This window comes from Amycolatopsis sp. lyj-346 (genome assembly GCF_046548975.1).
Taxonomy (GTDB): Bacteria; Actinomycetota; Actinomycetes; order Mycobacteriales; family Pseudonocardiaceae; genus Amycolatopsis.
Map to the genome: position 1 here is coordinate 360717 of NZ_JAJPWT010000002.1, position 25680 is coordinate 386396.

The following is a 25680-nucleotide window of genomic DNA, read 5'->3' on the forward strand; positions in this document are numbered from 1 at the left end:
CTGTTCGGTCAGTTCACCGTCGCCCAGAAACCGGCGAGGGCTTCGTTGACGACCCGCCCCGCCGTCAGGGGGACGTAGTGGCCGTGTCCCGGCAGTTCGCGGACCCGGGCGCCGGGAACCCGGGTCAGCAGGGCCGCCGACTCCGCGTCCACGACGCAGTCGTCGCCGCCTCGCACGAGCAGGCACGGGACCGTCAGCTCGGGGAGGCGATCGACCACGTCGAAGGCGGTCAGGGCGGCGAAGTACCCGGCGAGGACGTCCATCGGGGCCGACGCCGTGAACGCCGCGGCGGGATCGCCTCCCCGGTCGAAGACCGCCTCCAGCAGACCGCCGTGGCGGTGGAGCTCGTGGCGGAGGTCGAGGGTGCGCTCGAAGACGTCTTCACGGTAGCGGGGGGCGGTGTTCACCAGGGTGAGGGAGCGGACCCGGCCGGGGTGCCGGAGCGCCGCCAGGAGGGCCACGCACCCGCCCAGCGACCAGCCGACCAGGTCGGCCGGCTCGTCCCCCGCGGACGCGGCGACCTCGTCGGCGAGGTCGCCGAGGGAAAACCGGCCGGAGTCGAAGGGCACCTCGCCGTGTCCCGGGTAGGCCGGGACCAGGATGCGACGGCCCGCGGACAGCAGGGCCGGAACCTGCTGCGTCCACGCCCGGTGGTCGGCGTTCATCGGCGGGAGGAGCACCGTGGTCCGGCCGCTTCCCCTTTCCCGCCACCGCAACTGCGGGCCCGGGGCGCCGGTGCGCGCGGCGATGGCCCGCGCGAGGTCGGCGACGGTCTCGAAGCCGAACAGCTCGTGCGCCCGGACCGGGTCGGTCCCCTGCCGGTACGGCGCGAGCAGCTGAGCGGCCGACAGCGAGTCGAGGCCCAGGGTGGCGATCCGGGTTCCGGGACGCACCCGGTCTTCACCGTCGCCGAACCCCAGCAGGGTGGTCAAACCGGCACACAGACGCTCGGCCAGGTGCGCGTCGGCCGCCGCCGGCTCCGGATCGGCCGGGGCCGCGTCCCGCGCCCAGTGGCGTTGCCGCTGGAAGGGGTAGTCGGGGAGCGAGATGTCCGCGAGATCGGCGGGCGCGGTCAGCTTCCGGCGCACCGCGGCGGTTTCCCCGGCCTGCCAGAGCGCCACCAGCTCGCGCAGATCGTCGTCCTGGGAGGCGTCCGCGGCCTCCGGCAGTGCCTCGGCCTGCAGGGCCTCGACCAGCTGACGCCGCCCGGCGGCGACCACGACGCGCGCGTGTTCCCGCCGGGGACGTCGCAGCAGGAGCTGCGACAGGTCCCACAGCTGCTCCTCGGGCAGGTCGACGGCCACCTCGCGGAGGCGGCCCCCCAGTTCCTCCAGGCTCTGCCGGGTTTCGGCGGAGAAGCAGAACGGAAGCGGACGCGGACGGGGCCGGGCCGTCGTCCCGGCCGGGTCGGGCCGTCGCAGGACGACGTGGCCGTTGGAGCCGGTGAAGCCGAACGCGCTCACCGCCGCCAGCGGCTTGTCCGCCGGCCAGGGCACCGGGCCGGGGTTGACGCGGAACGGCGTCAGATCGAGGGAGGAGACACCGTCCTCCGTGGGGACCGCGGGCGGGATCGTCTCGTGGCGGAAGCCGAGCAGGACCTTGATCACCCCGGCGAGGCCGGAGCACACGAGGGTGTGCCCGATGAGCGGTTTCACCGCTCCCAGCAGCAGTTCGCCGCCGAAGGCCTGCTTGAGACCCGCCAGTTCCAGCGGATCGCCCAGCTCCGTGCCGGTGCCGTGGGTTTCCACGAGCGCGATGCGGGCGGGGTCGATCCGGTGGCGCCGCTGGACGTCGGTCATCAGGCCGGCCTGGGCGCGCCCGCTCGGCGCGGCGAGACCGTTGGTGGTGCCGTTGTGGTTCAGGCCGCCGGCCAGGATCGCACCGTGCACGCGCAGACCCCGGGCACGGGCCTCGTCGTTGCGCATGACCACCACGGACGCCACCCCCTCGGCGGGGACGAACCCGTCCGCCGCGTCGGTGAAGGGCCTGCTGGTGCCGGTGGGTGAGCTCATCCGGGAAACGCGGGCGAAGTCCGGGACCTCCGGGGTGCTGAACACCGACACCGCGCCGACGATGGCCGCGGCACACTGGTCCGCACGGACGTTGAGCAGTGCCGTGTGCAGTGCCGCCAGCGAGGACGAGCACGCGCTGTCCAGCGTGACCGACGGGCCACCGATGTCGTAGTGGTAGGAGATCCGGCCGGACAACGTGGACGGTGCGTTGCCCAGGAAGCTGTGCGCGCTGAGGGCGAGTTCCGGGCGCTGGGCGACGACGGTGCGGTAGTCGCCGGGCAGGCCGGTGGCGAACACGCCGCACCGGAGCTCACGGAGGTCGTCCCCGGTGAGGTGGGCGTCGTCCACGGCGTGCTGGACGTTCTGCAGGAGCAGGCGCTGCTGCGGATCCATGCACCTGGCCTCGTTCGGCGAGATCCGGAAGAACCGCGCGTCGAACTCGTCGTGTCCCTCCAGGAAGCCGCCGGTGAGCCCGGTCGCGCCGGGCCACCGGCGAGCGGGACCGAGCGCACCGCGCCCGGACATCAGCCGCCGCCAGTACGCGCCGGTCCCGTCGGCACCCGCGAACCGGCAGGCCATGCCGACCACCACGAGCGTGTCGTCTGCGAGCCGGTCGTCGTCCACGGTCATCCTCCTGTCCGGCCTGGTCACTCGAACCAGAACTCCGTCGGCTCGAAGGCGTAGCCGGGCACGGCCAGCCTCCGGTAACGCCCGTCGGCGAACACCGCTGCCCAGTCCAGCTCCTCACCGCCGAGGTAGCGGGACCGCAGCGACTCGAGCGCGGCGCGGTATTCCACCGGGTCGGCGGGCAGTTCGGGCGGGCGGGCGGCCACCCGCTTGCGCTCCCGGCGGGGCACGTCACCGGGTCGCGCCGCCTCGACCTGGGCGAGCAGGTCGGCGGTGTCCGCGGCCACCCAGGCGAGCCGGTGCTCGAAGTGGTCGCGGCCGGTGGCGAGGGTGTGCGCGATGTCGGCCAGGTCGGCGTCCGCGGCCCGCAGCCACCGGGCCAGAGCCTCGCGCATCACCCCGAGCGACCACGGCGAGCGGGCGCTGAGCACCACCAGCCGCGCCGGTCGCGGCCGGTGCCGGGCGGCGGGGGCGGCCGGTGGCTCGGACAGCACGACGTGCGCGTTGGACCCGCCGAAGCCGAACGAGCTGACGCCGGCCACCCGCGGCCCGTCGGCGCTCCACTCCTCGTTCTCGCGCAGCAGGCGCAGTGGGCCGTCCGCGAGCTCGATCAGCGGGTTCAGCTCGTGGAAGTGCAGGTTCGCCGGCAGCTGCCGGTGCCGGAGGCACAACACGGCCTTGAGCAGCCCGGCCACGCCCGCCGCGGGTTCGAGGTGGCCGACGTTGGTCTTGACCGCGCCGAGCGCGACCGCACCGGGCCCGCGGTGCGGAGCCAGCCGCTCGATCGCCGAGCGCAGGGCGCCGACCTCGATCGGGTCGCCGAGCGCGGTGCCGGTGCCGTGGGCTTCGACGTAGCCGACCCGGCCGGCCAGCTCCGGGCTGTACGCCCTGGTCAGCAGGGCGATCTGGGCGTCCGGGCTGGGAGCGGTGAGCGAGTTGGCGCGGCCGTTGTGATTTTCGGCGACGCACTCGACGACCGCGAGCACCGGGTCGAGGTCACGCCGGGCGTCGGCGAGCCGCTTGAGCACCACACAGCCGACGCCCTCGGCGCGCACGTACCCGTTGGCCGCCCGGTCGAAGGTCGCGCACCGGAAGTCCGGTGACAGCACGCCGAGCCCGGTCGCCGCCTCGGTCGCCGCGGGATCGACCAGCACGCTGACCGCGCCGACGAGTGCGACGTCGCACTCCCCCGCCGCCAGCGACAGCACACCGCGGTTGAGCGCGACCAAGGCGCTCGAGCAGGCGGTGTCGACGGTCTGGCTGGGGCCGCTCAGGTCGAGCAGGTGGGAAACGCGGTTCGCGAGCATGGTGTGCGCGTTGCCGGTGACGGCGTAGGGGTGCGCGCGGTCGGGACCGGTCTGCAGCAGCGCCTGGTATTCGGCGAACTGCACCCCGGCGAACACGCCCGCCGCCCGCACCGATCCCGGGGCCAGTCCCGCGTCGAGCAGGGCGTTGTAGGCGGCCTGGAGGAACAGCCGGTGCTGGGGGTCCATGAGCACGGCTTCCCGGGCCGAGACGCCGAAGAAGGTGTGGTCGAACCGGTCGTAGCTGTCGATGGTGCCCGCGAACGCGTCGTGCTCGAGCCCCTTCCAGCGGTCCACGCGGCGGATGGCGTCGCGGTTCTCGACGAGCAGGCGCCAGAAGCCGTCGAGGTCTTCGCTGCCGGGCAGGGTGCCGCTCATGCCGATGATCGCGAAACCCTCCTGGGCGGTCCCGGCTTCTCCCGGCGACGGCGTCGCGGTCTCCCGGGTCGTGGGTTCCCGGGTGGACGGTGGCCCGGCTTCCGGAGCGGCCGGCGGCGGGGAGGCGGCTGCCGTGGCACCGCGGCCGGCCAGGTGGGCGCTCAGCGAGCTGATGGTGCGGTAGCGGAACAGGGCGTTCGGCGGGGTGGCGACGCCGAACTCCGCGCCCACGCGGGCCGCCAGCTCCTGGAGCATGACCGAGCTGTAGCCGAGGTCGCCCCAGGTGTGCTCGGCGGTGATGTCGGCCGGGCGCAGGCCGGTCTGCTCGCGGACCAGGCCGGCCAGCCGCTCGGTGAGGTCCGCCGCCGAGGTGCCGGCGGCGGCGACCCGCGGTGGCCGGTCCGGCCCTCGCCGGACCGGTGGGCGGAGCAGGCGACGGCGGATCTCGGCGGCGTCGCCGACGCAGGCGAGCACCTGGTGGCACCCTTCGGGCGTGGTGTCGGCGAGTTCGGCGAACAGCCGGGCCCCGCGGGCGGCGGTGAGCGGTTCGAGACCGAACTCCTCGCGCAGGTATTCGGCGAGTGCCCCACGCCCGTCGCGGCTGCTGTCGGAGGCCAGCCACAGCGGCCAGTCGACCGCGAGCGTGAATCCGCGGCGCTCGCCGCGCGCGACCTGCCGGGCGCGGTCCGCGGCGAACTCGTCGAGGAACCGGTTGGCGGCGATGTAGTCGCTCTGGCCGACGTTGCCGAGCACCCCGGCGATCGAACCGAACAGGCAGAAGAGGTCGAGGTCGAACCCGGCGGTCGCGGCGTCGAGGTTGCGCGCTCCCTGCAGCTTCGGCGCCAGCACGGCCTCCGCCTCGCGCACGGATTTGGTGTGCACCAGGGAATCCCGGAGCACGCCGGCGGCGTGGATCACGCCGTCGAGGCCGCCGAGCCGCGCGACGACGCGATCGACGAGGTCCCGGGTCTGCGCGGCGGAGGTGACGTCCGCGCGCTCGTGGTGCAGGCCGTGGCCGGTGAGCCACCGGCGTTCGGCGGTGCCGGGCTCGGACCGGCCGGCCACCACCACCTCGGCCCGGTACTCGTGCACCAGGTGTTCGGCGACCGCCCGGCCGACCTCGCCCAGTCCACCGGTGAGGAGGTACCGGCCGCCCTCGCGCAGCCGGGTCCCGCGGGCCGGCGTGACCTCGGTGAAGTCGCGCACCCGCCGGTCGTCGCCGAGCCGGACTTCGGCGGGCCCGGGCGCGGCGAACTCGGCCAGCAGCGGCGCCCAGCCGGGCCGGGTCCCGGCGCGGACCCGCACCGATCGGAGGTGCGGGTTTTCCTCGGCCAGTCCGTGCAGGAAGCCGGGCATCGCGCGCGATTCGGGGTCGTCGTGGTCGAGGGACACGCTCAGCACGGTCGACGGAACCCGGTGCGCCTGCAGGAAAGCGGCGAACGCGAGGAGCTCCGGCACCGTCCACTCGCGACGGAGGTCCAGCCAGTGGAGCGGCTCGCCCCCGGCCTGGCCGGCGAGCCGGGTCAACGCGCCGGGGTCGGTGACGTCGGCGGGACCGACGGGGACGACCCGGAGACCCTCCGGTGGCGGGGGCACTTCCCCGCCGTGGTCGGTGAGGACCAGGACACTGCCCACGGTGCGTTCGGCGGGACCGACCGGCTCCGGCCGCCACACCGGCGTGAGCGGGACGGAACCGGGCGAACGCCGCCGCGGGGTGCGGCCGGGCGCGCGCCGGTCGAGCGACGGGATGACGTAGCGGTCCGCGGCGAACGGGTAGAGCGGCGCGTCCACCAGCAGCCGCACGGGGAACAGCGGGGTGAAGTCCGGGGTGGCGCCGTCGGTGTAGGCGGCGACCGCGTGCTCCCATGCCCGGTCGACGTGCGGGGCCGGTGGCCGCTCTTCGCCGGTGAGGACGTCGAGCAGCTGCCGGGTGCTGCGGGCCCAGACCCCCCGGCGGACCCGCAGGTGCTGCCGTGCGCAGCAGAGGGTCCAGCTCAGCCCGTACAGCGAGGTTTCGGGGGCCTCGCGCAGGTGGTCGGCGAGGTCGGCGACGCGCCGGTCCAAGGCGGCCTCGTCGCGTCCCGACAACGGGACGAAGCACCACTCTGGCGACGGCACGGCCGGTTCGGGGGCGACGAACTCCTGGATGACGGCGTGCCCGTTCGAGCCGCCGGCACCGAAGGAGCTCAAGCCCGCGAACCGGGTGGCCGCACCGCCCGGCGGCCACGGCCGGGTTTCCTTCACGAGGGTGAACCGGGTCGCCGCGAGGTCCAGCTCCGGATTCTCCAGCTCGCAGTGCAACGTGGGGACCAGGGTGCGGGTGGTCAGCTGGCGCACGACCTTGACCAGCCCGGCGAGCGCGGCGGCGGACTCCAGGTGACCGATGTTGCTCTTGACCGTGCCCAGGTGGGCCGGTCCGGTCCCGGGACCGCCGTAGGCCCGGCTCAGTGCGCGGACCTCGATGGGGTCCCCCAGCTCGGTACCGGTGCCGTGCGCCTCGACGTAGGTCACCGCGGCCGGATCGATGCCGGCCCGGGCGAGGGCGGCGGTGATCACCCGGTGCTGGGCGTCCTCGGACGGCACGGTGAAGCCGGCCGTGCGGCCCCCCGAGTTGACCGCCGTGGCGCGGACGACCGCGTGGACCCGGTCGCCGTCCCGCAGCGCGGCGGACAGGCGTTTCACCACGACCGCGGCGGTGCCCTCGCCGGGCACGTAACCGTCCGCGGCGACACCGAAGGCGTGGCAGGCGCCGGTGGGGCTCAGGAACTTGCCCTGGGTCAGCAGCCGGTACTTGCCCGGGTGCGGCATGACGTTCACCCCGCCGACCACCGCCACCTCGCAGTCACCCGCCCGGATGGCGGTCGAGGCCAGGTGCAGCGCGGTGAGCCCGCCCGAGCACATGGTGTCGACGGCCACGCTGGGCCCGTGCAGGTCCAGGGCGTGCGAGACCCGGTTGGCCACGGCGGCGAAGGAACTGCCGACGACCCGGCCGTCGGTGTCGAGGTCCTGGTAGTGGCCGAACATCGCGGCCACGAACACCCCGGCGCCGGGCTCCGGCCGGGCGAAGCAACCCGCGTCCTCCCAGGCGTGGTAGGCGGTTTGCAGGAAACGGCGTTCCTGCGGGTCGAGGGCTTCGGCTTCGGCGGGAGCGATGCCGAAGAACACCGGGTCGAAGTCCAGCGCGTGCGGGAGGAAGCCGCCGTGCCGTCCCTGCGCGGCGCCCGGCTCTTCGGGAGCGGGGCGGTAGTCGGCCCGCCAGTCCCAGCGGTCCTCGGGGATGACCCGCACGGAATCTTCGCCGCGCAGCAAGGACCGCCAGAACGTCTCGACGTCGTCACCGCCGGGGAATTCACCGGCCATGCCGATGATCGCGATGTCGTCGGGCCGGTGGTCCGGTTCCCCGGCCGGGGCGGCCGGCGCCTCCGCGACGGCGGGCGTGGTCGCCGCTTCGGTGGCCGCGCCGGAGAACCGGGCGGTCAGCTGCGGGTGCACGGTGTCGAGCAGATGATCGGCGAGCGCGTCGACGGTGGGGTGCTGGAGGACCAGGGCCCGGCTGAGCCGGAACTGCTCGCCGAGGGCCAGCCGGGATTCGAGCTCGCGGCTGATCCGGGCGCTGCCGACACTGTCGACGCCCTGTTCCATCAGGTTGTCCCCGGTGCCGATGCGGGTCAGGCCGGTGTGCCGGACGACCACGGCCCGCAGCCACTCCACCGTCCGGTCCCGCAGGTCCGCGCCGGAACCGGACGCGGCGGGACCGGACGCGGCCGGTTCCGGCGGCCGCTCGGGGTCGACGCGGATGTCGCCGTCGAACACGACCAGGCGGTCGGCGCCCGCGGCGAGAGCGGACACCAGCGCGTCGCAGGCGCGCTCGGGCGCCATGGCACGCAGTCCCGGCACCTCCTCGGCCGGCCGCATGCCGTCGGTGTCCCACAGTCCCCAGTCGACGCAAAGCCAGCCGGGGGTGCGCTCGGCCAAGCCGCCGGCGAAGGCGTTGGCCGCGCCGTAGCCGGCCTGTCCCACGTTGCCGGTCACCGCGGTCAGCGAGCCGAACTGGACCACCCGGGCCGGGCGGTGCGGCCCCCGGAGCGCGGCCAGGCCCAGCGCGACCCCGGCCTTGGGCCGCAGCACGGCGTCGAGGCGGTCTTCGGACAGGGTGCCCAGCAGGCCGTCGGCCAGTACCCCGGCGAGGTTGACCGCGAGCCTGATCGGGCCGAACCGCTCGTGCACGTAGCGGAACGCCTCGTCCAGGGCACCCGGGTCGTCGGCGGCGACGCTCAGGTAGGCCGCCGCGCCCGCCTCCCGCAGCACCCGCGTCCGCTCGGGTCCCGGCCTGCCGCGGCCGAGCACGACCACCCGGGCACCGCATCGATCGGACAGGTACCGGCACAGCGGCCGTCCCACTCCTCCCGCACCGCCGACGAGCACCACCGCGTCGCCGGAGCCGAGCACCTCGGCGGGCCGGGCGGGCGGCAGCTCGGCGGGCTCGTGCCGGAGGCACCCCAGGTCGCCGTCGGCGGCGACGAGCCGCGCGCCCGGGTTCGCCGCCGCGGCCGCGATCCAGGTCGCCAGCCGCTCGCCGGTGACCGGCCCGGCCACGCGGACCGACGTGTGGCGCAACGGTTCCTCGCGGGCCACCGACCCGGCCATGCCGTCGAGCACCGGTGCCAGTGCGTCGTCCTCCCGCGACAGCACCACCAGGTGCCGGACGCGGCCCGCCGCGGCGCGCAGCAGATCCGCGCAGCCGCGGGCGAAGGGCGGCACCACGTCGTACGAGGGTGCCGCCTCGCCGCGCCAGGCGATGACGAGCACGTCGACCCCGTCGAGGTCGGCCGCGCCGGCCGCTTCGCGCGGGCCGGCGTGGCGGTGTTCGACGCCCGCGGCGGACGCGGCGGCGGCGACGTCGTCGCGGTCGGTGAGCAGCAGCACCGGGCCGGCCGGCCGGTCGCCGGTCGCGGTCAGCGGGTGGCGCCGGGCTTGCAGAACGTGCATCGGGTGGTTCTCCCTCGGTGAGGGTGTGCGGACGGGAGCGTTCAGACACCCATGAACTCCTCGACGACCTTGAACTGGGCCGCGGCGCCCGGGTCGTCGGCGAACGGGTGCGGCACGCCGAGCCGGGCGGCGATCACCATCCCGGAGACGATCGCGCCTTCGTGCCCGGTGACGCTCGTGTCCGTGCCGCAGAACCAGATGCCGTCGCGGCCCTGCAGCTCGGCCAGCCGCCGCTTGTGCCGGATGTCGGCGGGGCGCAGCTGCGGCAGCTTCCACCGCCGGCGCGCGAGCACCTTCGTTTCGTCGACCGGTTCCTGCGGGTCGAAGGTGATCAGCACCGGCTCGTCGACGTCGCGGTGGGAGTGGAGCACCGAGCAGTCGCGGGTGAGACTCCCGGTGGCCTCCTCGGCGCGGGCGAGATCGAAGCCCGGCCCCATGCGGAACCGGCAGTACACGTCGGAACCACCGTCGCCGAGCCAGCCGGTGTCCTGGTGCAGGACGCTTTCCACCGGCACGTAGGCGAATCCGCCGAGCAGCTCCCGGTACCGCGGCCCCGCGTCGCGCAGCATTTCGTGCGCGATGTCGGCGTGGGTGGCGACGACGACGACGTCGAAACGGTGTTCTCCGCCGCCGGCGGACAGCAGCACCCCGCCGCCGGGTGCGGGCACGATCGCCTCGACCGGGGTGCCCAGGCGGACCCGGTCCCCCAGCTCCGCGGCGATGAGCTCGAGGTAGCGGTGGATGCCGCCGTCGGCTTTGCGCCAGTAGCCGGGAGCGAAGAAGGACAGGAGGTTCATGCTGAACGACAGGGCGACGTACATCAGGGTGTAGTCCAGCGAAGGCGCGTGGCAGCCCGAATACACGCTCATGATCGGGTCGACCGCCTGGTGCTTGAACGCCCGCGAGTAGCCGTTCTCGTCGAGGTACTCGCCGATGCTCAGCCCGCGCAGCCGCTCGTCGGCCGTCGTCGCGACCTGGTTCATGGCCAGGTGGAAGCGGTCGAACTCGTCGATCAGCTCGGCCCGCAGCGCGCCCTCGCGGTCCTGGTTGCTCCAGGTCCGGTCCGCACCGGGGAACTCGACCCGGATCGAGGAAGGGGCGACGTAGGTGCCGATGCCGAACCCGGTCAGCAGCCGGTGCAGGTTCGGGGCCAGCTTCTCCGTGAAGTGCTCCACCCCCATGTCGACCCGCACCGTGCCGGTGCCGGTCTCGACCGGGTGGCTGTACGCGTGGCCGCCGAGCCGATCGCCGGCCTCGAACAGCACCACGTCGTGGGTCCGGGAAAGCAGCCAGGCCGCCACGGATCCCGCTCCGCCGCCACCCACGACCGCCACCCTGGTGCGTTCTGCCGTCATGCCGTTCACACCCGCCGCTCTGCTCTGGGCGGCGCGCCGCCGAGGATCTTCGGAGTCAGGTCGGTCAGCACCGTGCCGGGCCCGACCTCGTGGAAGGCGGTGGCCCCGGCGCGGGCCAGGTACTCGACGGTCTGCCACCAGCGCACCGGCTTCACCAGCTGGAAGACCATCTCCTCCAGCAGGCGGGCGACCGTGACGACCTGTCCGGTGGTGCTGGAGACCACCGGCCGCACCGGCGGCCCGAACTCCCGGTCCAGCAGGAACCGGGCGAACTCACGCCGGCACGGTTCCATGTGCCGGGAATGGAACGCCCCGCTGACGGCCAGCGGCACACAGCGGTGCCCCGCCTCCTCCAGCAACGGAGTCAGCTCCGTGAGGCGATCGGCCGGACCGCTGAGCACGACCTGCTCGGGACTGTTGTAGTTGGCCACTTCCACGTCGAAGAACTCCCACCGCGCGAGGTCCCGGTCCACGTGGGGGGCACCCGTGCCGAGCACGGCGAGCATTCCGCCGCCCTCGACGGCCTGCATCAGCTCGCCGCGCCGGGCGACGATCTCCAGCCCGCCGAGCAGGTCGACCACCTCGGCGGCGAACAGCGCGGCGTACAGGCCCACACTGTGGCCGACCAGCGGCCCGGTCACCTCTCCGCCGGCTTGCTCGGCGTGGGCGAGGTAGGCCAGGCAGCTCACGAGGTAGATCGCGGGCTGGGTGTGCGCGGTCTGCTGCAACCGCCCGCCGGGGTCCGACCGGCACAGCTCCGTCAGCGGGTAGCCGATGGCCGCGTCGGCCTGCGCGCAGAGGTCCGGGTAGCGGCCGAACAGCTCGTCCCCCATGCCGGGGTACTGCGCCCCCTGGCCGGGAAACATCAGGACGTCACCGGGCACCACACACCTCCTCAGCTCAGCTCGAAGACTTCGAACGCGGACGGCCGCCGCGGGGCGGGAGCGCCGCCGGCCGCCACGGACACCGCCTCCTCCAGCAGCACCAGCGGATCGCCGTCGACGTCGGTGAACCGGAAGTCGAACGTCCGGGTGCGGGCCGAGCCGCCGGGGCGCTCGGCGCAGTCGCAGAACACCGCCTCGTCGCGCGGGACGCGGACGACCGTCAGCCGCCCGAGGTGGTACGGGACGAACACCGGCGCGGCCGCGTCTTCGCTCCCCGAAAGCAGGATCGACAGCTGCATCCCCGCGTCCAGCAACGCCGGGGAGAGCTCGAACCCCCAATCCCGGTCGACGTGCAGGAACGCCCGGACCGCACCCGGGGCGACCTCGGCCCACCGCACCCCGCGCAGGGCCGGCCCGTAGTCGTAGCCCAGTTCGCGGAACCGGGCGTAGACCTCCTCGCCGCCCATCCGGCGGCCCCCGTCCACCGGCGTCGCGGCGAACGGCCGGGCTTCGCCGGGCTCGACCACTTCGGCCGTGCAGTACGGTTCGCCACCGCCTCTGTCCACAAGGGACATTTCGCGGCCGCGGGTGACAACCTCGACGGCACCGGGGTCGGTGACGGGCCGCTGCCACAGCACGTGCCCGAGCGCCTTGCCGCCGACGTGCGGGGAGAGCACCGACAGCGCCCACGCGGCGGGCACGACCTCCTCGCCGCCGATGCGGTGCGCGGACACCAGCCCGCCGAGACCGCCCAGGTCCGATTCGGCCGAGGCGACCCAATGCCGGTGGCGCAGGAACGGGTAGCCGGGCAGCGAAACCGGCTCGCGAAGCGGGTAGAAGCCGTCCCAGCCGGGGTCGCCGCCGGACTCGAACAGGGCGGCCACGTCCGGCGCGGTGTCCGCGGTGAGCACGCCGGCCGGTCCGGTGGGCGTCCGCCCGGACCGCCGCTGCAGGTCGACGCCGAGCTGCCGGACCAGGTCGTCCTGGTCGCGGCAGACGAGGGCCACCCGGTGCCGGAAGGCGTCGCGGCCGCAGGCCAGCGTGTACGCGAGGGCGTCCATGTCGACGCGGCGGGCGAGCAGGGCGGCACGCAGGTCGTCCATGAGCAGCTGCAGCCCGGCACTGCTGTGGTGCGAAAGCGGGATGACGTAGCAGTCCCGCTCGGGCCGGGGTGGCGCCGAAGCGGGCGCCGGCACCCCGCGGAGGACGACGTGGGCGTTGGCGCCGCCGGCGCCGAAGGAACTGACGGCGGACACCAACGGCAGCGCAGCCGGCCACTCGGCCGTCCGGGTGTTGAGCACGAAGGGCGTGGCCGGGAAGTCGATGTGCGGGTTGGGCCGTTCGGCGTGCAGGGACGGCACGAGCTTGCGGTGGCGCATCTGCAGGACGGCCTTGAGCACACCGGCCAGGCCCGCCGCCGACTCGAGGTGGCCGACGTTGGCCTTGACCGACCCGAGCCGGATCCGCTCGGTGCCCGCCGCGGCGTAGGCCTTGCTCAGGGCCCGGACCTCGATCGGGTCCCCCAGCTCGGTGCCGGTGCCGTGCGCTTCGACGTAGCCGACCCCCTCCGGCGGGAGGTCCGCGGCGGCCAGTGCCCGGGTGACGACGCGGTGCTGGGCGTCGACGTTGGGCGCGGTGTAGCCGTTGGCCCGCCCGCCCGCGTTGACGGCGGATCCGGCGATGACGCCGTGCACCCGGTCGCCGTCGCGCCGGGCTTCGGCCAGCGGCTTGAGGACCAGGCACACGACGCCCTCGCCGTCGACGAAGCCGTCGGCGCCCTCGCCGAAGGGACGGCAGGTGCCACCGCGCGAAAGCATGCCCATCCCGCTGAGCAGCCGGAACTGCCGCGGGTGGGTGATCAGGTTGACCCCGCTGACCACGGCCTGCCGGCACTCGCCGGTGCGCAGCGACTGGCAGGCCAGGTGCAGGGCGGTCAGCGACGCCGAGCAGGCGGTGTCGACGGCCATGCTCGGCCCGTGCCAGTCGAAGTGGTACGAGGTGCGGTTCGCCATCGACCAGAACAGCGAAGTGGTGGGCGGCTCGGCCGGATCGGCGGGCGTGTGCCAGGCGTAGCCGCTGTTCATGACGCCGACGAACACGCCGGTGTCGCCGCCCGCCAGCCCGGCCCGGCTGTACCCGGCGTCGAGCAGGGCCTGGTAGGTCTGCTCCAGGACCAGCCGCTCCTGCGGGTCCATCACGGCCGCGTCGCGCGGGGTGAGGGTGAAGAAGGTGTGGTCGAACGCGTCGACGTCGTCGACGAAGGCGCCGCGTCCGGTGTAGCTCAGCGGCTCGGGACCGGCGGTGACGTCGACCTTCCACCGGCCGGGCGGCACGTCGGAGGTGGCGTCGACCCCGGCGACGAGGTTGTCCCAGAACTCTTCGACGGTCCGCGCCCCGGGCAGGCGAGCGGACATCCCGATGACGGCGACATCGCCGTCACGCCCGGCCGGCTCGTCCGCGGCGGGCTCGGCAGGCTCGGCAGGCTCGGTGGGCGCGGCGGGTTCCTCCGCGACGGGCTCGGCAGCCGGGGCGTCGGCGAATTCGGCGCGCAGGGTGTCACCGTGCTCGGCCACCAGGTGCTCCGCCAACCGCGCCACCGTCGGGAACTCGAACAACACCGTCGCCGGCAGGTACCCCACGACCTCACGCAACGGCTTCAACAACTCCATCGCGATCAACGAATCGATCCCCATGTCCCGGAACGGCCGATCACGCTCCACTTCGGACACCTCGAACCGCATCGTCTCCGCGATCACCCCCCGCACGAACCCCTCGACCCGCTCGACCACGGACCCCTCGGCGTCCTCACCGGCCCCCTCGGGAACGGCCACCTGCTCCCCGGGGAACGCCCCACCCAGGGCGTCACCGTGCTCCGCCACCAGGTGCTCCGCCAACCGCGCCACCGTCGGGAACTCGAACAACACCGTCGCCGGCAGGTACCCCACGACCTCACGCAACGGCTTCAACAACTCCATCGCGATCAACGAATCGATCCCCATGTCCCGGAACGGCCGATCACGCTCCACTTCGGACACCTCGAACCGCATCGTCTCCGCGATCACCCCTCGCACGAACCCCTCGACCCGCGCGGTCAGGCCGGCGCCGTCCGGGGCCGGGCGGACGAGTTCGGCCGCCGGGCCGGCGAGGGCGACCAGGACCTGCTGCTCCTCGCCGCCGTGGGGCAGCACCTGCCCGAAACCCGCCTCGCGCAGCAACCGCTGCCACTGCGTTCCGGACAGCAGCGGGCTGTGCTCGAGCCGGTAGGGGTCGTCGCCCAGCCACCAGCCGTCGGTCAGGCCGAAGGTCAGCGTGGCGTAGTCCTGGCGTGCGGTGATTTCGCCGAGCACGAGGATCCCGCCGTCCCGCAGCATCCGGCGCACGTTGCGCAGGGTGGCGGGCACGTCCGGGGTGGCGTGCAGGACGTTGGTGGCCACCACGACGTCGTACCGGCCTTCGTAGCCGGACGGCGGGTCGGTGACGTCGCAGATCTCGAACCGCAGGTACGGGTACGCGGCGAACGCGTCGCGGGCCCGGTTGAGGAAGGCGTGGGAGAGGTCGGTGAAGGTGTAGGACACGTCGTGCGGGTCGAGCCGGTCCAGCACGAACCGGGTGGTGCTGCCGGTGCCCGCGCCGATCTCCAGGATCCGCAGCGGCCGGCCGGGCACCTGCCGCTGGTAGGCGGCGACCACGTGCCCGGAGACGCCGTTGAAGTAGTCGGCGATCGGGTTGCTGCGGTAGACCGGGGCGACGAGGTCGAAGCTGCCGCCGGGGAAGATCACCTCGAGCGGGTCGAGCTCGCCGCGCAGCACGGCGGGCAGGCCCTCGACGCAGCGGTCGAGCAGGGTCAGGTGGCCCGCCAGGTCCGGGAACTCGCGCAGGAGTTCCGCCCGCGAAGGAGATGGCGCGTCCGGGATGGCCCGGACCGCCGCCAGCAGGCGGGTGTGCCGCGGGGTCGCCTCGGCCGGCAGGTCGGTCCGGTGCAGGGCGGCCCTGGCGTAGGCCTCGATCCGCTCGGCCAGCGTCCGGTTGCGGGCGGCGTCCGGGGTGTCGTCGGCGAAGGGCGGCACCAGAGCCGCGAGCCCCTCGGTGGCGCCGGTGTCCGCCACGGACTCGTGCGGGGTGATGTCCATGCGCTGCAACGCCTCCGTGCTCGCCTTGACGACGGTGATCTGCCGGTGCTCGCCCGCGAGGAGCCGCTCGACGACGGCGAGGCCTTCGGCGGGCTCGAGGGAGCCGACGCCGAGCCGCCGCATGCGCTCGCGGTACTCCGGCTTGGCGACGATTCCGACCGAGCCCCAGTAGCCCCAGTTCACGACCCGGGCGTCGATCAGGAGGGCCTCGCGGAGCAACTCGGCGTAGGAGTCCGCGGCCACGCTCGCCGCGGCGTAGTTCCCCTGCCCCGCATTGGCCAGGTAGGACTGCAGGGAGGAGAAGAACAGGCAGAAGTCGAGCTCCCGCCCGCGCAGGGCCTGGACGAGGTGGTGCGTGCCGTGCACCTTCGGCCGCAGCACGTCCAGCAGCCGCCGGTCGCTCATGGTGGCCAAGGTGGCGTCGTCGAGCACGAGGGCGGAGTGGATCACGCCGTGCACGACCTCGTGCCGGTCCAGCGCCGCGCGGAGGGCGGCGCCGTCGGCCAGATCGACCTGGTGGTGGTGCACCGCGCGGGCGCCCAGCTCGCCGAGCCGCCGCCGGGCCGCCTCGGTGCGCTCGGGCGCGCGCCGGCCGAGCAGGACGATCTCGGCCTGGTAGCACTCGGCCAGGTACTCGGCGAGCACTCCGCCGAGGCCGCCGGTGCCGCCCAGGATCACGTAGGTGCCCCCCGTCCGGAACGCCGGCCGCGAGGGCCATTCCCCGAGCCGCACGGGAGCCATCCCGGCGGTGGCGATCCGCTCGCCGTCGAGGCAGAGCGCCTTGCCGGGTGCGTCGGGCAGCGCGAGCCCGAGCGCCCGGTCCAGTTCCGCGGCGGAGAGGTCACCCAGGCACAGGCAGCGGATCCGCCACTCCGGCCGTTCCGCGGCGAGGGTCCGCGCCAGGCCGACGTGCACGCCGTCGACCGGATGCCCCACCGCCGGGAACAGCGGGCTCGGGACGGCCTTGTCGGTGACGACGTCGAGCGTGACGGCGGCCCGGGAGTCCAGCGCCCGCACCAGCCGCAGCAGCGCGGTGAGGTCCTCGTCCCGCACCCCGTCGGACCACGACGTGCGGGAGACGAAAACCAGGTGTGCGCCGTCGGGAGGGGCGGTCAGCGGTTCGCGCAGGGCACGCACCTCTTCGTGCGGGAACGCTTCGGCCAGCTCGCGGCGCAGGGCCTCCTGAGCGGGCGGGACCAGGAACACCCGGGCGGCGCCGGGATCGGCCGCCGCGGCGGGGAGGGAGCCGACCGACCACCGCGGCGCGAACGCGAGCCCGTCGACCTCGGCGCGGCGCACCGCGCCGGCGCCGGGGCGTTCGTCCTGCTGGTTCACGGAGTTCTCCTTCGTGGTGGAGCGGAAGTCAGCGCGCGGGCTTCACGCCGAGGTCGAAGACGGACAGCAGCGGCTCGTAGCCGTCGTCGTAGACCGTGCAGCCGGTCCGGAAGGGCGAGTGCTTCTCGGTCAGCACGAACGCCGATGGCAGCGGGAAGACCGGGGGCCGGTGCACCACCAGCTGTCCCAGCGAGAACGGCATCAGGCTGTCGCGGTGCTCGCCGATGGAGATGGCCATCCCCGCCTGGAACGCGCAATCGAGCAGGGGCACCGGCTCCAGCCGGATCCCGTCGTTGCCCGTCAGCAGGGCCAGCGACGCCTGCCCGAGCCGCTGCACGTAGCTGATGCGGCGGAAGTGGGCTCCGTAGTCGATGCCCATCGCGGCGAACTCGGTGTAGATCTCCCGCCGCGTGAAGTGCGAGCGCGAGTCCTCGGCGATGCGGTCGCGGACCGCCGTCGGCACCGACGGCGGCCGCTCCTGCGGGGTCAGCTGCAGCGTGCCCAGGCCGCAGCGCAGGCCGTGGTTGTCGATGGTGTAGCCGGCGGTCCGCCCGTCGGGGGCGACGCGGAACCGCAGCACCAGATCCACCGGTTCGTCGCCGCTCACCGGCCGCAGCCACGCGCCGTCGGCGACACCGTGCACCCGAGCGCCCGGGCACACCAGATCCAGCCCGCGGAAGGCCAGCTCCAGCCACACCACACCGGGCAGGATCCGGCGGCCGCGCACGACGTGCTCGCGGAACCAGGTGTGCTCCGGATCGATCGTGGCGCGCACCGCACCGGGTTCACCGGGCACGGCCCGCAGGTCGACCGGCTCCGGTCCGCGGTTCGGCGCGGCCATCAGCGGGTGAACCAGAAGTCGGTGTCGTCGAACGGGTACGCGGGCAGCCGCGCGAACCGCGGGGAACGTCCGGCGAACAGGGACGGCCAGTCGACGGGGTGACCTTCGAGGTAGGCGCGGCGGGCCTGTTCGGGGTCCGCGGTGGCGACCCCGGCGCCGTCCGGGCGGACCCGGACCGGCTCGGCCGCGGCACCGAGCGCGTCACGCAGCTGCGTGGTCGAGGACACGACCCACGCCTGGCGGTGCTCGAGGTGCTCCCGGCCGCGGCAGAGCGTGTGGGACAGCTCGGCCAGCCCGATCCGCGGCAGCTCCGCCCGCAGCGCTCCGGCGAGTGCGTGCAGCGCCCGCGGGGTCCGGGCCGACAACGGGACCAGGTACGGCCCGCCGTCCTCCGGCCGGCCTTCGGGAGCCGGCGGCGGCGCGGAAAGCACGACGTGGGCGTTGCTGCCGCCGAAGCCGAACGAGCTGATGCCCGCGACGAGCGGCCCGGTCCACGACACCGGCTTCTCCAGCAGCTCGAACGGCGTGCCGGCCAGGGAGATCCGCGGGTTCAGCTCGGTGAAGTGCAGGTTGCCCGGCAAGGTGCGGTGCTCGAACGCCTTGACCACCTTGACGACCGAGGCGATGCCCGCGGCGGCCTCCAGGTGCCCGATGTTGGTCTTGACCGCGCCGAGCCGCACCGGCTGCGCGGGCTCGGGCACCAGCTCGGCCCAGGCCCGCGCCAGTGCGTCGAATTCGATGGCGTCGCCGAGCGCGGTCCCGGAGCCGTGCGCCTCGATGTAGCCGGTGCGGCAGGCCAGCTCCGGGGTGTAGGCCTCGAGCAGCAGGCTGCGCTGGGCGTTCGGGTTGGGCGCGGTGAGCGAGTTGGCGCGCCCGCCGTGGTTTTCCACCGCGCTCTCGACCACCGCCAGTACCCGGTTCCCGTCGGCCAGCGCGTCGGGCAGCCGCCGCACGACGAGCGTTCCGTAGCCCTCGCCACGGACGTAGCCGTCGGCCGCGGCGTCGAAGGTGGCGCAGCGGTGGCGGGGTGACAGCAGGCCCGCGGCGTGCAGGCCGTCGTTGACCTGCTGGTCGAGGATGAGGTTGACGCCGCCGACCACGGCCGTGTCGCAGGCGCCGGTGCGCAGGTCGCGACAGGCACGGACCAGGGCGACGAGCGAGCCCGAGCAGGCGGTGTCCAGGGTGGCGGACGGACCGGTCCAGTCGAAGAACGCCGAGAGCCGGTTCGCCAGCAGGCTGGCGGAGGTGCCGACCAGCGAGTGGGGCGCCTGCTTCGCGGCGGCTCGCGCCTGGAGCACCGCGTAGTCGGCCCCGGTGGCGGCCACGTAGCAGCCGGTGCGCGTACCCCGCAGCTCCGCGGGCGCCTGGCAAGCGTCTTCCAGGGCGTGCCAGGTGGACTGCAGCAGCACCCGCTGCCGCGGATCCATCCAGCCCGCCTCGAGCGGGGAAATGGAGAAGAACCGGGCGTCGAAGCTCTTCACGCGCGGCAGGAACCCGGCGAACTCCCCCGGCAGCCCGCGATCCGGATCGGCGGTGCGGACGGCGTCGACGCCGGCCAGCAGCGCTTCCCAGAACGCGTCGGCGTCGCCGCCGCCGGGCAGCACGGCGGCGAGGCCGACGATGGCGAGCCGGTCGTCGGCGGCCGCCGCCGCGGACGTGGCGCGCTCGCCCGTCGGCTCGGTTCCGGGAGCTGCCGCCGTTCCGGACACCTCCGCGGCGACCGCACGCAGGGTGGTGAGCCGGTAGAAGTCGTGGGCCTGGAACGGAACGCCGTAGCGCTCGCCGATGCGCACCGCGAGGACGTTGTACCCCAGCGACCCGATGCCCTGGTAGCCCAGCGGCTGATCGGCGTCGGGCGGCGGCACGCGCAGCTCGTCGGCGACCAGCCGGCGCAGCTCGGCGACGAGCCCGCCGTCCCCGGGCCGCGGTGCCGGCTCTCGCCCGGCCTGCGGCCGCGCGAGGTCCAGCTCGGCGGGCGGCCGTTCCGCCAGCGCCTTGGTGTCGGCTTTCCCGTTGGGGGTCAAGGGGATGCGGCGAAGCCGGTCGATGGTCTTCGGCCGCAGGTAGTGCGGCAGGGCGGCCTGACAGCGGTCGCGGACCGCGCCGGCGTCGAAGTCCTCGCCTTCGGGCAGCCAGACGAAGCACCGCAGGTGGGGTTCGGGGTCGGCCGCGACGACCACGAAGACCGTGGCGGTGGGCACGACACCGCGCACGACGGCGGCGACCTCACCCGGCTCGACCCGGTAGCCGTTCACCTTGCGCTGGTCGTCCTTGCGGCCGGCGAACACGATCCGCCCTTCGCCCTCGTGCCGGACGAGGTCTCCGGTCCGGTAGGCGGGGGTGCCGCCGGGCAGCGGGCGGAAGGGGGCGTCCGGGGCGTTCAGGTAGCCCTTGGCCACGCAGTCGCCCGCGATCACCAGCTCACCGGGCGCGCCGGGGGCGACGGCACGGCCTTCGTCGTCGACCACGTGGTAGGCGGTGCCGCGGACGGGCGTGCCGAGGTGCACGTCACGGGGGCTCGCGACGCGGTGCCAGCTCGACCAGATCGTGGCTTCGGTGGGGCCGTACATGGTGTAGACGGCGCTGCCTTGGGCCAGCAGGTACTCCGCCACCTCGGGTTCGAGGTGCTCGCCGCCGCACAGCAACGTCATCGGCGTGCGTGCCCGCCAGCCCGCCGCCTTGAGCACCCGCCAGGTGGACGGGGTCGCCTGCACCAGGGTGATCCGGCCGCTGTCGAGGCGTTCGGCGAGTGCGGACCCGCTCAACCGGGCTTCGTCGGACAGGATCTCGACGGCGGCCCCGTGGACGAGCGGGAGCAGCAGTTCCAGCAGGGAGATGTCGAAGCTGACCGGCGTCAGCGCCAGCACCCGGTCTTCGGGCCGCAGACCGGGGTCGTCGCCCACGGACAGCAGGAAGTTGACGAGGTTGTCCTCGCCGACCACCACGCCCTTCGGGGTACCGGTCGAGCCGGAGGTGAACAGCACGTAGGCGGCGCGGCCCGGGTCCCCGCCAGGCTCGGGGACCGCGGCCGGGGCCGGCCGGGCGGCGGTGACGTCGTGGACGCGGGCCCGCGGGAACAGCCGGGCGGCGCGCTCGCGGGTCGTGCCGTCGGCCAGCACCACCCGGACGTCGGCGGCCGCACCGCAGCGGGTGAGCCGCTCGTCGGGCGAAACCGGGTCGAGCGGGACGAAAGTGCGTCCCAGCAGCAGCGCGGCGAAGTAGCACACCGGAACCGCCGCGGACCGCGTGACCAGGACCCCGATCGCGCCGGGATCGGCGGCACAGGCGGCGGCGAGGGCGGCGGCTTCGGCGAGCAGCTCGCGGTAGGTCAGCGTCCGGTGGTCGTCGGCGACGGCGACGCGGTCCGGGTGTTCGACGGCGGTGTCCGCGATCATCCGGCCCAGGGTGCGCTGCCCGGCGCCGGTGGACGGCGCCCCCTCGGCGACCGGTCCCGCGGGCCGGGAGAGGTCGCATCCGGACAGTGGCCGCTCCGGGTGCGCGACCGCGAACCGCGCCAGGGTCAGGAAATCCGCCGCGAACGCCGCCAGGGCTTCCGCGGTGACCAGCCGGGACGAGGAGTCGAACGAGAAGTGGATTCCCGTTTCGCCGGAGGCGAAGGTGACCGTCAGGTCGCTGGAACTGGCGGTCTCCGGCGTGCGCAGCCAGCGGACGGCCAGACCGGCCAGCTCCGGCGGGGCGCCGGGCAGCGTCGCCGGGGAGGAGTTCACCACGACGTTGAGCAGCGGCCCGGCGGACCGGCGGGGGCCGGGCTCGGCCAGCGCGAGCAGGTCCAGCGCGGGAAAGTGCTGGTGCGGGCGCATCTTCTCGCGCTGGGCACCGATTTCGCCCAGCAGCGTGCGCGAGCTCCGCGACGCCGGCGCCGGAGCCAGCCAGAGCGGGAGCAGCGTGGTGTGGCAGCCGTGGGGGGCGCCGTACGGCCGGGTGTCCACGGTGTGGGCCACCACGACGGGGTGGTCGTCGTCGCCGGTGCGGGAGTGCAGGAGCGCGCCGGTCAGCGCGACGACGAGCTGGAGCAACGTGGCGTCCTGCTCCCGCAGGAGCCGGTGCACGCCGTGGGCGTCGCCGATCGTGTGGCGCACCGACAGCGGTCTCGCGGAACCCGGTGATCGGGCCGCGCGGCCGAACCCGAGGGGCTGGTGCAGCGGGGCGCCGTCGATGGCGGTCCGCCAGAACCCGGCCGCGGCGGCGTGGTCGGGCGGTTCCGGTTGCCAGGCCGCGGATTCCGGTTCCGGCTGCGCACCCCGCCAGCACGCCGCGAGCGCGGCGAAGAACGGCGCGAACCCCCCGCCGTCGAAGACCAGGTGGCTGAAATCCAGGCGCAGCAGCAGAACTTCGGGCGACTCGCGCCGGCAGAGGAAGCGGTAGAGCTGCTGGCCCGCCGGGTCGAGCGCGGGGGCGTCGTGCAGTTCGCCGTCGGACGCGCAGTGGTGCAGCACGCTGCGCGGCGCGGGCCGGGTCCGCACCTGGAGGGAGCCGCGCACCTCGGTGAAGTAGTCCAGCAGCCGGGGGAACGCGGTCACCACGACCTCGCGCAGGGCCGCGTCGAGCCGGCCGGTGTCGGCCGGGCCGCGGAGTTCGCACGTGTAGCCGATGGTCAGGTTCGGGTCGCCGGGATTGCCCCGGAAGCGCAGCCACTGGAAATGTTCGTGCGCGGTCGCCTGCCGCATCGTCATTCGCAAGAAACCTTTCCCCCGGTCCGCTTCGGCCCACGCGGGCGGCGGCCGGATCATCGGGGACTGCTGCCGAAACGCCACCGGCGCGGAATGTCCGCCGTTGTGCACGTCCCGCTTCGCACCACCTATTTCATGGTGAACACGACGTGCTCCCGCGGTCAACCCGGGAGTCCGGCGCCAACCGAACACCAGCCGTATGCCGGATCGGCACACGCGGAGCGTGAGCTTGCCAGGCGAAGTCGTAAACTGTATATCGGCAGCGCGCAAAGCACCGGAAATTACTCAGCTGAGGAGTGTCGTGCACCAGAATTCCCTGGTACGCTTGATCCCCTTTTATCTCATCATCTTCATCGACAACCTGAGTGTCAGCCTGGTGCTGCCGGTGCTGATCCCGATCGCCTACGACCCCGCCGCGGGGCTGCTCGCAGACGGCGGTCCGGGCACGCGGGACCTGCTGTACGGCCTGGCCATCGGCACCTATTCGCTCGCGATGTTCTTCGGTGCGCCCGTGCTCGGTTCGCTCTCGGACCTGTTCCGGCGCAAACGCACGCTGGCGCTGTGCCTGGGCGGGCTGGCGCTGGGTTACGCGCTCACGGTGTGGGCGATGCTGGCCAAGGACGTGCCGCTGTTCATCGCCGGGCGCGTGGTCTGCGGCCTGTTCTCCGGCAGCCTGCCGGTGGCGCAGGCGGCGATCATCGACGTCACGCCGAAGGAGCGCCGCGTCACCGCCATCGGCCGGATCATGTTCTGGGTGTCGATGGGCTACGTCGCCGGGCCGCTGATCGGCGGCTACCTCAGTGACCCGACGCTGGTCTCCTGGTTCTCGCTGCCGACGCCGTTCGTCTTCGTCGCCGGCACTTCGCTGCTGAACCTGCTGATCCTGCTGACCACCTACCGGGAGGAGCGCCGGCCGGACGAGCTACCGGCCGGCAAGGTCTCGATTCCCAACCCGATCGCCCGGCTGGGTGAAGCGTTCCGGTTTCCCGGGATCCGGGTGCTCTCGCTGTCGCTGCTGCTGATGTCACTGGGCTGGACGGCGTTCTTCCAGTTCATCGGGCTGTACCTGACCGCCAACGAGGGCTTCGGCCAGCGCACCGTGAGCAACCTGATTTCGGTCGTCGGCATCGGCCTGGCGGCCGCGTTCCTGGTGTTCGTGCCGCTGGCGGCCCGCTACCTCAAGCCCGCGGTCTCGGTCCCGGCCGCGCTGGTGGTCATGACGGCGTGCATCCTCGCCACCGCCCTGACCGGCTCCCTCGTGGTGCTCTACCCGGTCTGCCTGATCGGCGCGATCGGCTACGGCATCTCCTACAGCGGCCTGGTCGGCCTGATGTCGGTGTCGGTGGACGACAGTCACCAGGGATCGGTCATGGGCATGGCGGGAGCGATCGCCGCGTCGACCGCCGGGCTGACCGGCGTGGGGTTCGGCCTGCTGGACGGGTCCGGCTCGGCGCCGATCCTGTCCGCGGCGGTGTTCGTGCTGGCTTCGGCGGCGCTGATGGGCCTGCGCCCGGCCGCGCGACGGCGGACCGAGGTTCCGGTGGGCACGGACCGCGCGGACAGCTGAGGGGTTCCGGCCACGCGGAAACTCATCCGGGCTGGTCAGACGGGCTGGGTTGTCCCGCCGGCGGGACAACCCCGGCCACCGGACCGGGCACGACCAAGGGCACCCCGGGCTCGACGGCGGCATCGAGGAGCAGCCGGACCAGTGCGGCCGCGACCGGCTCCACCGCGGCCGCTCCTTCCGCCGCCCCCGGGGTGTTGGTCTGTTCCGTTCGCAGCATCCCGGGGCGCGCCACCACGAACCCCACTCCGGCGTGGTGCCGGGCCGCCCAGGTCACCAGGCCCTCCAAGGCGGCCTTCGCGGTCACGTAGTGCGGCCAGTCCCGGGGCGGGTCGTGCAGGGCCGAGGACGACACCACCAGGCACCGCCCGCCGCGGCGGTCCAACGGCGCCAGCAGGCCCGCCAGCGGCGCGGTGACCAGGCGAACCGAGGTGTCCAGGAACCCGCCGAACCGGCCCAGGTGCTCCGGCACCGGCTCCAGCGGCCGGATCGGCGGGGCCGCCGAACACACGAGGAAGTCCAGTTCCCCGAGGTCCGCGGCCAGCCGCTCGCTCCACCCGGGGTCCGCCGCATCACCCTGCGCGGGCCGCAGGGTTCCCGGCAGGTCCGCGGCCTCGGCGAGCAACCGCTCCGGGAACGCGCCGCGGTGTCCCACCCGCACGGCGCAGCCCTGGCCGGCCAGCGCCAGCGCCACGGCCGCCCCCAGCCCGCGGCTGCCCCCGGTCACGACCGCGGACCGCCCCGCCAGCCGCGTCGAGGGCGGCAGGTGGGCGGCGATCGCCGCCGCGGACGGCAGCGGCGCCGGCGTGCGGACGACCGCCTCGATCTCCACCTCGGCGAGGAGCCCGCCGGCCGCGGTGAGGGTGCCGCCGGTGGTCAGCAGGCCGAACCGGCGATCGAGGGCGAGGACCTCGGCGGTGAAGGCCAGCGGCGCGGGAACCGTCCCGCCGGCCGGATGGCAACGCAGCGAAATCCCGGCCAGCAGGCACCGCTGCCCGGGCAGCAGCATGCCGGCCGAGTAACTCGACCACAGCAGGGCGACGAGGGCGCCCGGGCCCAGCGCGGCGGCGGCGCGCGGAAAACGCCGGCGCAGCGCGGCGAGCCCGCGTGGCCCGTACTCCCCCGACACACGCGTGCCCGGCGTCAGGTCGTCGAGGGTGCGGACGGCGGCCGCGCCGACGGGCGGTACTTCGCTCAACGCGGGCTCGGCCGCGCGCCCGGGACGCCAGCGGGCGGACAGGCACACCCGGTTCCCGTCACGCAGCTCGCACGACGGCACCGGCCCGTCCCCGGCGCTCGCGCGATACCGGACGCCGGGGTACACCGGGCCGCGGAATTCCACCTCGAGCCCGGCGGCACCGCCGGGTTCCGGGCGCACTTCCTCGAGCGTGGCGAGCAGGGCCAGGATCCCGTGCGCCACCACCCCGCCGAACGGCGTCGCACGCGCGTGCTCCGGCGAGCGGTGCAGCGGATTCACGTCCCCGCTGACCTGCGCAAACAATTCGACATCGCGTTCGGAAAGCAACACGGGCATTCTCCACGGGCCGACGGTCAGGAGCATGCGCGAACC

At 74.2% G+C, this 25680-nt stretch carries 9 protein-coding genes; 1 reads left to right on the forward strand and 8 read right to left on the reverse strand.

Annotated features, from left to right (window positions below; genetic code table 11):
- Window positions 1-8: 8 nt before the first annotated feature.
- Genes ACLJQE_RS08070 through ACLJQE_RS08100 form a run of 7 tightly spaced genes read right to left on the reverse strand, consistent with a single transcriptional unit; the run spans window position 9 to window position 22549 of the window.
- Window positions 9-2636, reverse strand: a complete 2628-nt coding sequence (locus ACLJQE_RS08070) for an alpha/beta fold hydrolase (protein WP_410638486.1) — start codon at window positions 2634-2636, stop codon at window positions 9-11.
- Window positions 2637-2659: 23 nt separating this feature from the next.
- Window positions 2660-9310, reverse strand: coding sequence for an SDR family NAD(P)-dependent oxidoreductase (locus tag ACLJQE_RS08075; RefSeq protein ID WP_410638487.1), 6651 nt, complete (start codon window positions 9308-9310; stop codon window positions 2660-2662).
- Between the two features lie 41 nt (window positions 9311-9351).
- On the reverse strand, window positions 9352-10665 hold the full coding sequence (locus tag ACLJQE_RS08080; protein ID WP_410638489.1) for an FAD-dependent oxidoreductase: 1314 nt from the start codon (window positions 10663-10665) through the stop codon (window positions 9352-9354).
- Window positions 10666-10670: 5 nt separating this feature from the next.
- Window positions 10671-11549: an ACP S-malonyltransferase gene (locus ACLJQE_RS08085; RefSeq protein ID WP_410638491.1), complete on the reverse strand. Its 879-nt coding sequence runs from the start codon at window positions 11547-11549 to the stop codon at window positions 10671-10673.
- 11 nt (window positions 11550-11560) lie between these two features.
- Window positions 11561-17014, reverse strand: coding sequence for a beta-ketoacyl synthase N-terminal-like domain-containing protein (locus ACLJQE_RS08090; protein WP_410638492.1), 5454 nt, complete (start codon window positions 17012-17014; stop codon window positions 11561-11563).
- A 28-nt stretch (window positions 17015-17042) separates the two neighbouring features.
- Entirely contained in the window at window positions 17043-17855 is an 813-nt protein-coding gene (locus ACLJQE_RS08095) for a polyketide synthase dehydratase domain-containing protein (protein ID WP_410638494.1), read from the reverse strand.
- The gene (locus tag ACLJQE_RS08100; RefSeq protein WP_410638495.1) at window positions 17855-22549 is read right to left on the reverse strand and encodes a beta-ketoacyl synthase N-terminal-like domain-containing protein; all 4695 of its coding nucleotides are present in this window, start codon (window positions 22547-22549) and stop codon (window positions 17855-17857) included. The genes ACLJQE_RS08095 and ACLJQE_RS08100 overlap by 1 nt, the downstream gene beginning before the upstream one ends.
- Window positions 22550-22871: 322 nt before the next feature.
- On the opposite strand from ACLJQE_RS08100, the gene ACLJQE_RS08105 reads away from it, so the two are divergent.
- The gene (locus ACLJQE_RS08105; RefSeq protein WP_410638496.1) at window positions 22872-24113 is read left to right on the forward strand and encodes an MFS transporter; all 1242 of its coding nucleotides are present in this window, start codon (window positions 22872-22874) and stop codon (window positions 24111-24113) included.
- A gap of 22 nt (window positions 24114-24135) precedes the next feature.
- Here the strand turns inward: ACLJQE_RS08105 and ACLJQE_RS08110 are convergent, their stop codons facing one another.
- Complete coding sequence (locus ACLJQE_RS08110) at window positions 24136-25638, reverse strand: SDR family NAD(P)-dependent oxidoreductase (RefSeq protein WP_410638498.1); 1503 nt, start codon at window positions 25636-25638, stop codon at window positions 24136-24138.
- Window positions 25639-25680 lie beyond the last annotated feature (42 nt).

Excerpts from the sequence above, each read along its gene's own strand:
- ACLJQE_RS08080 (WP_410638489.1), bottom strand. The coding sequence starts at position 10,665 with ATGACGGCAGAACGCACCAGGGTGGCGGTCGTGGGTGGCGGCGGAGCG.
- ACLJQE_RS08075 (WP_410638487.1), bottom strand. The coding sequence starts at position 9,310 with ATGCACGTTCTGCAAGCCCGGCGCCACCCGCTGACCGCGACCGGCGAC.
- ACLJQE_RS08095 (WP_410638494.1), bottom strand. The coding sequence starts at position 17,855 with ATGGCCGCGCCGAACCGCGGACCGGAGCCGGTCGACCTGCGGGCCGTG.
- ACLJQE_RS08100 (WP_410638495.1), bottom strand. The coding sequence starts at position 22,549 with ATGACGATGCGGCAGGCGACCGCGCACGAACATTTCCAGTGGCTGCGC.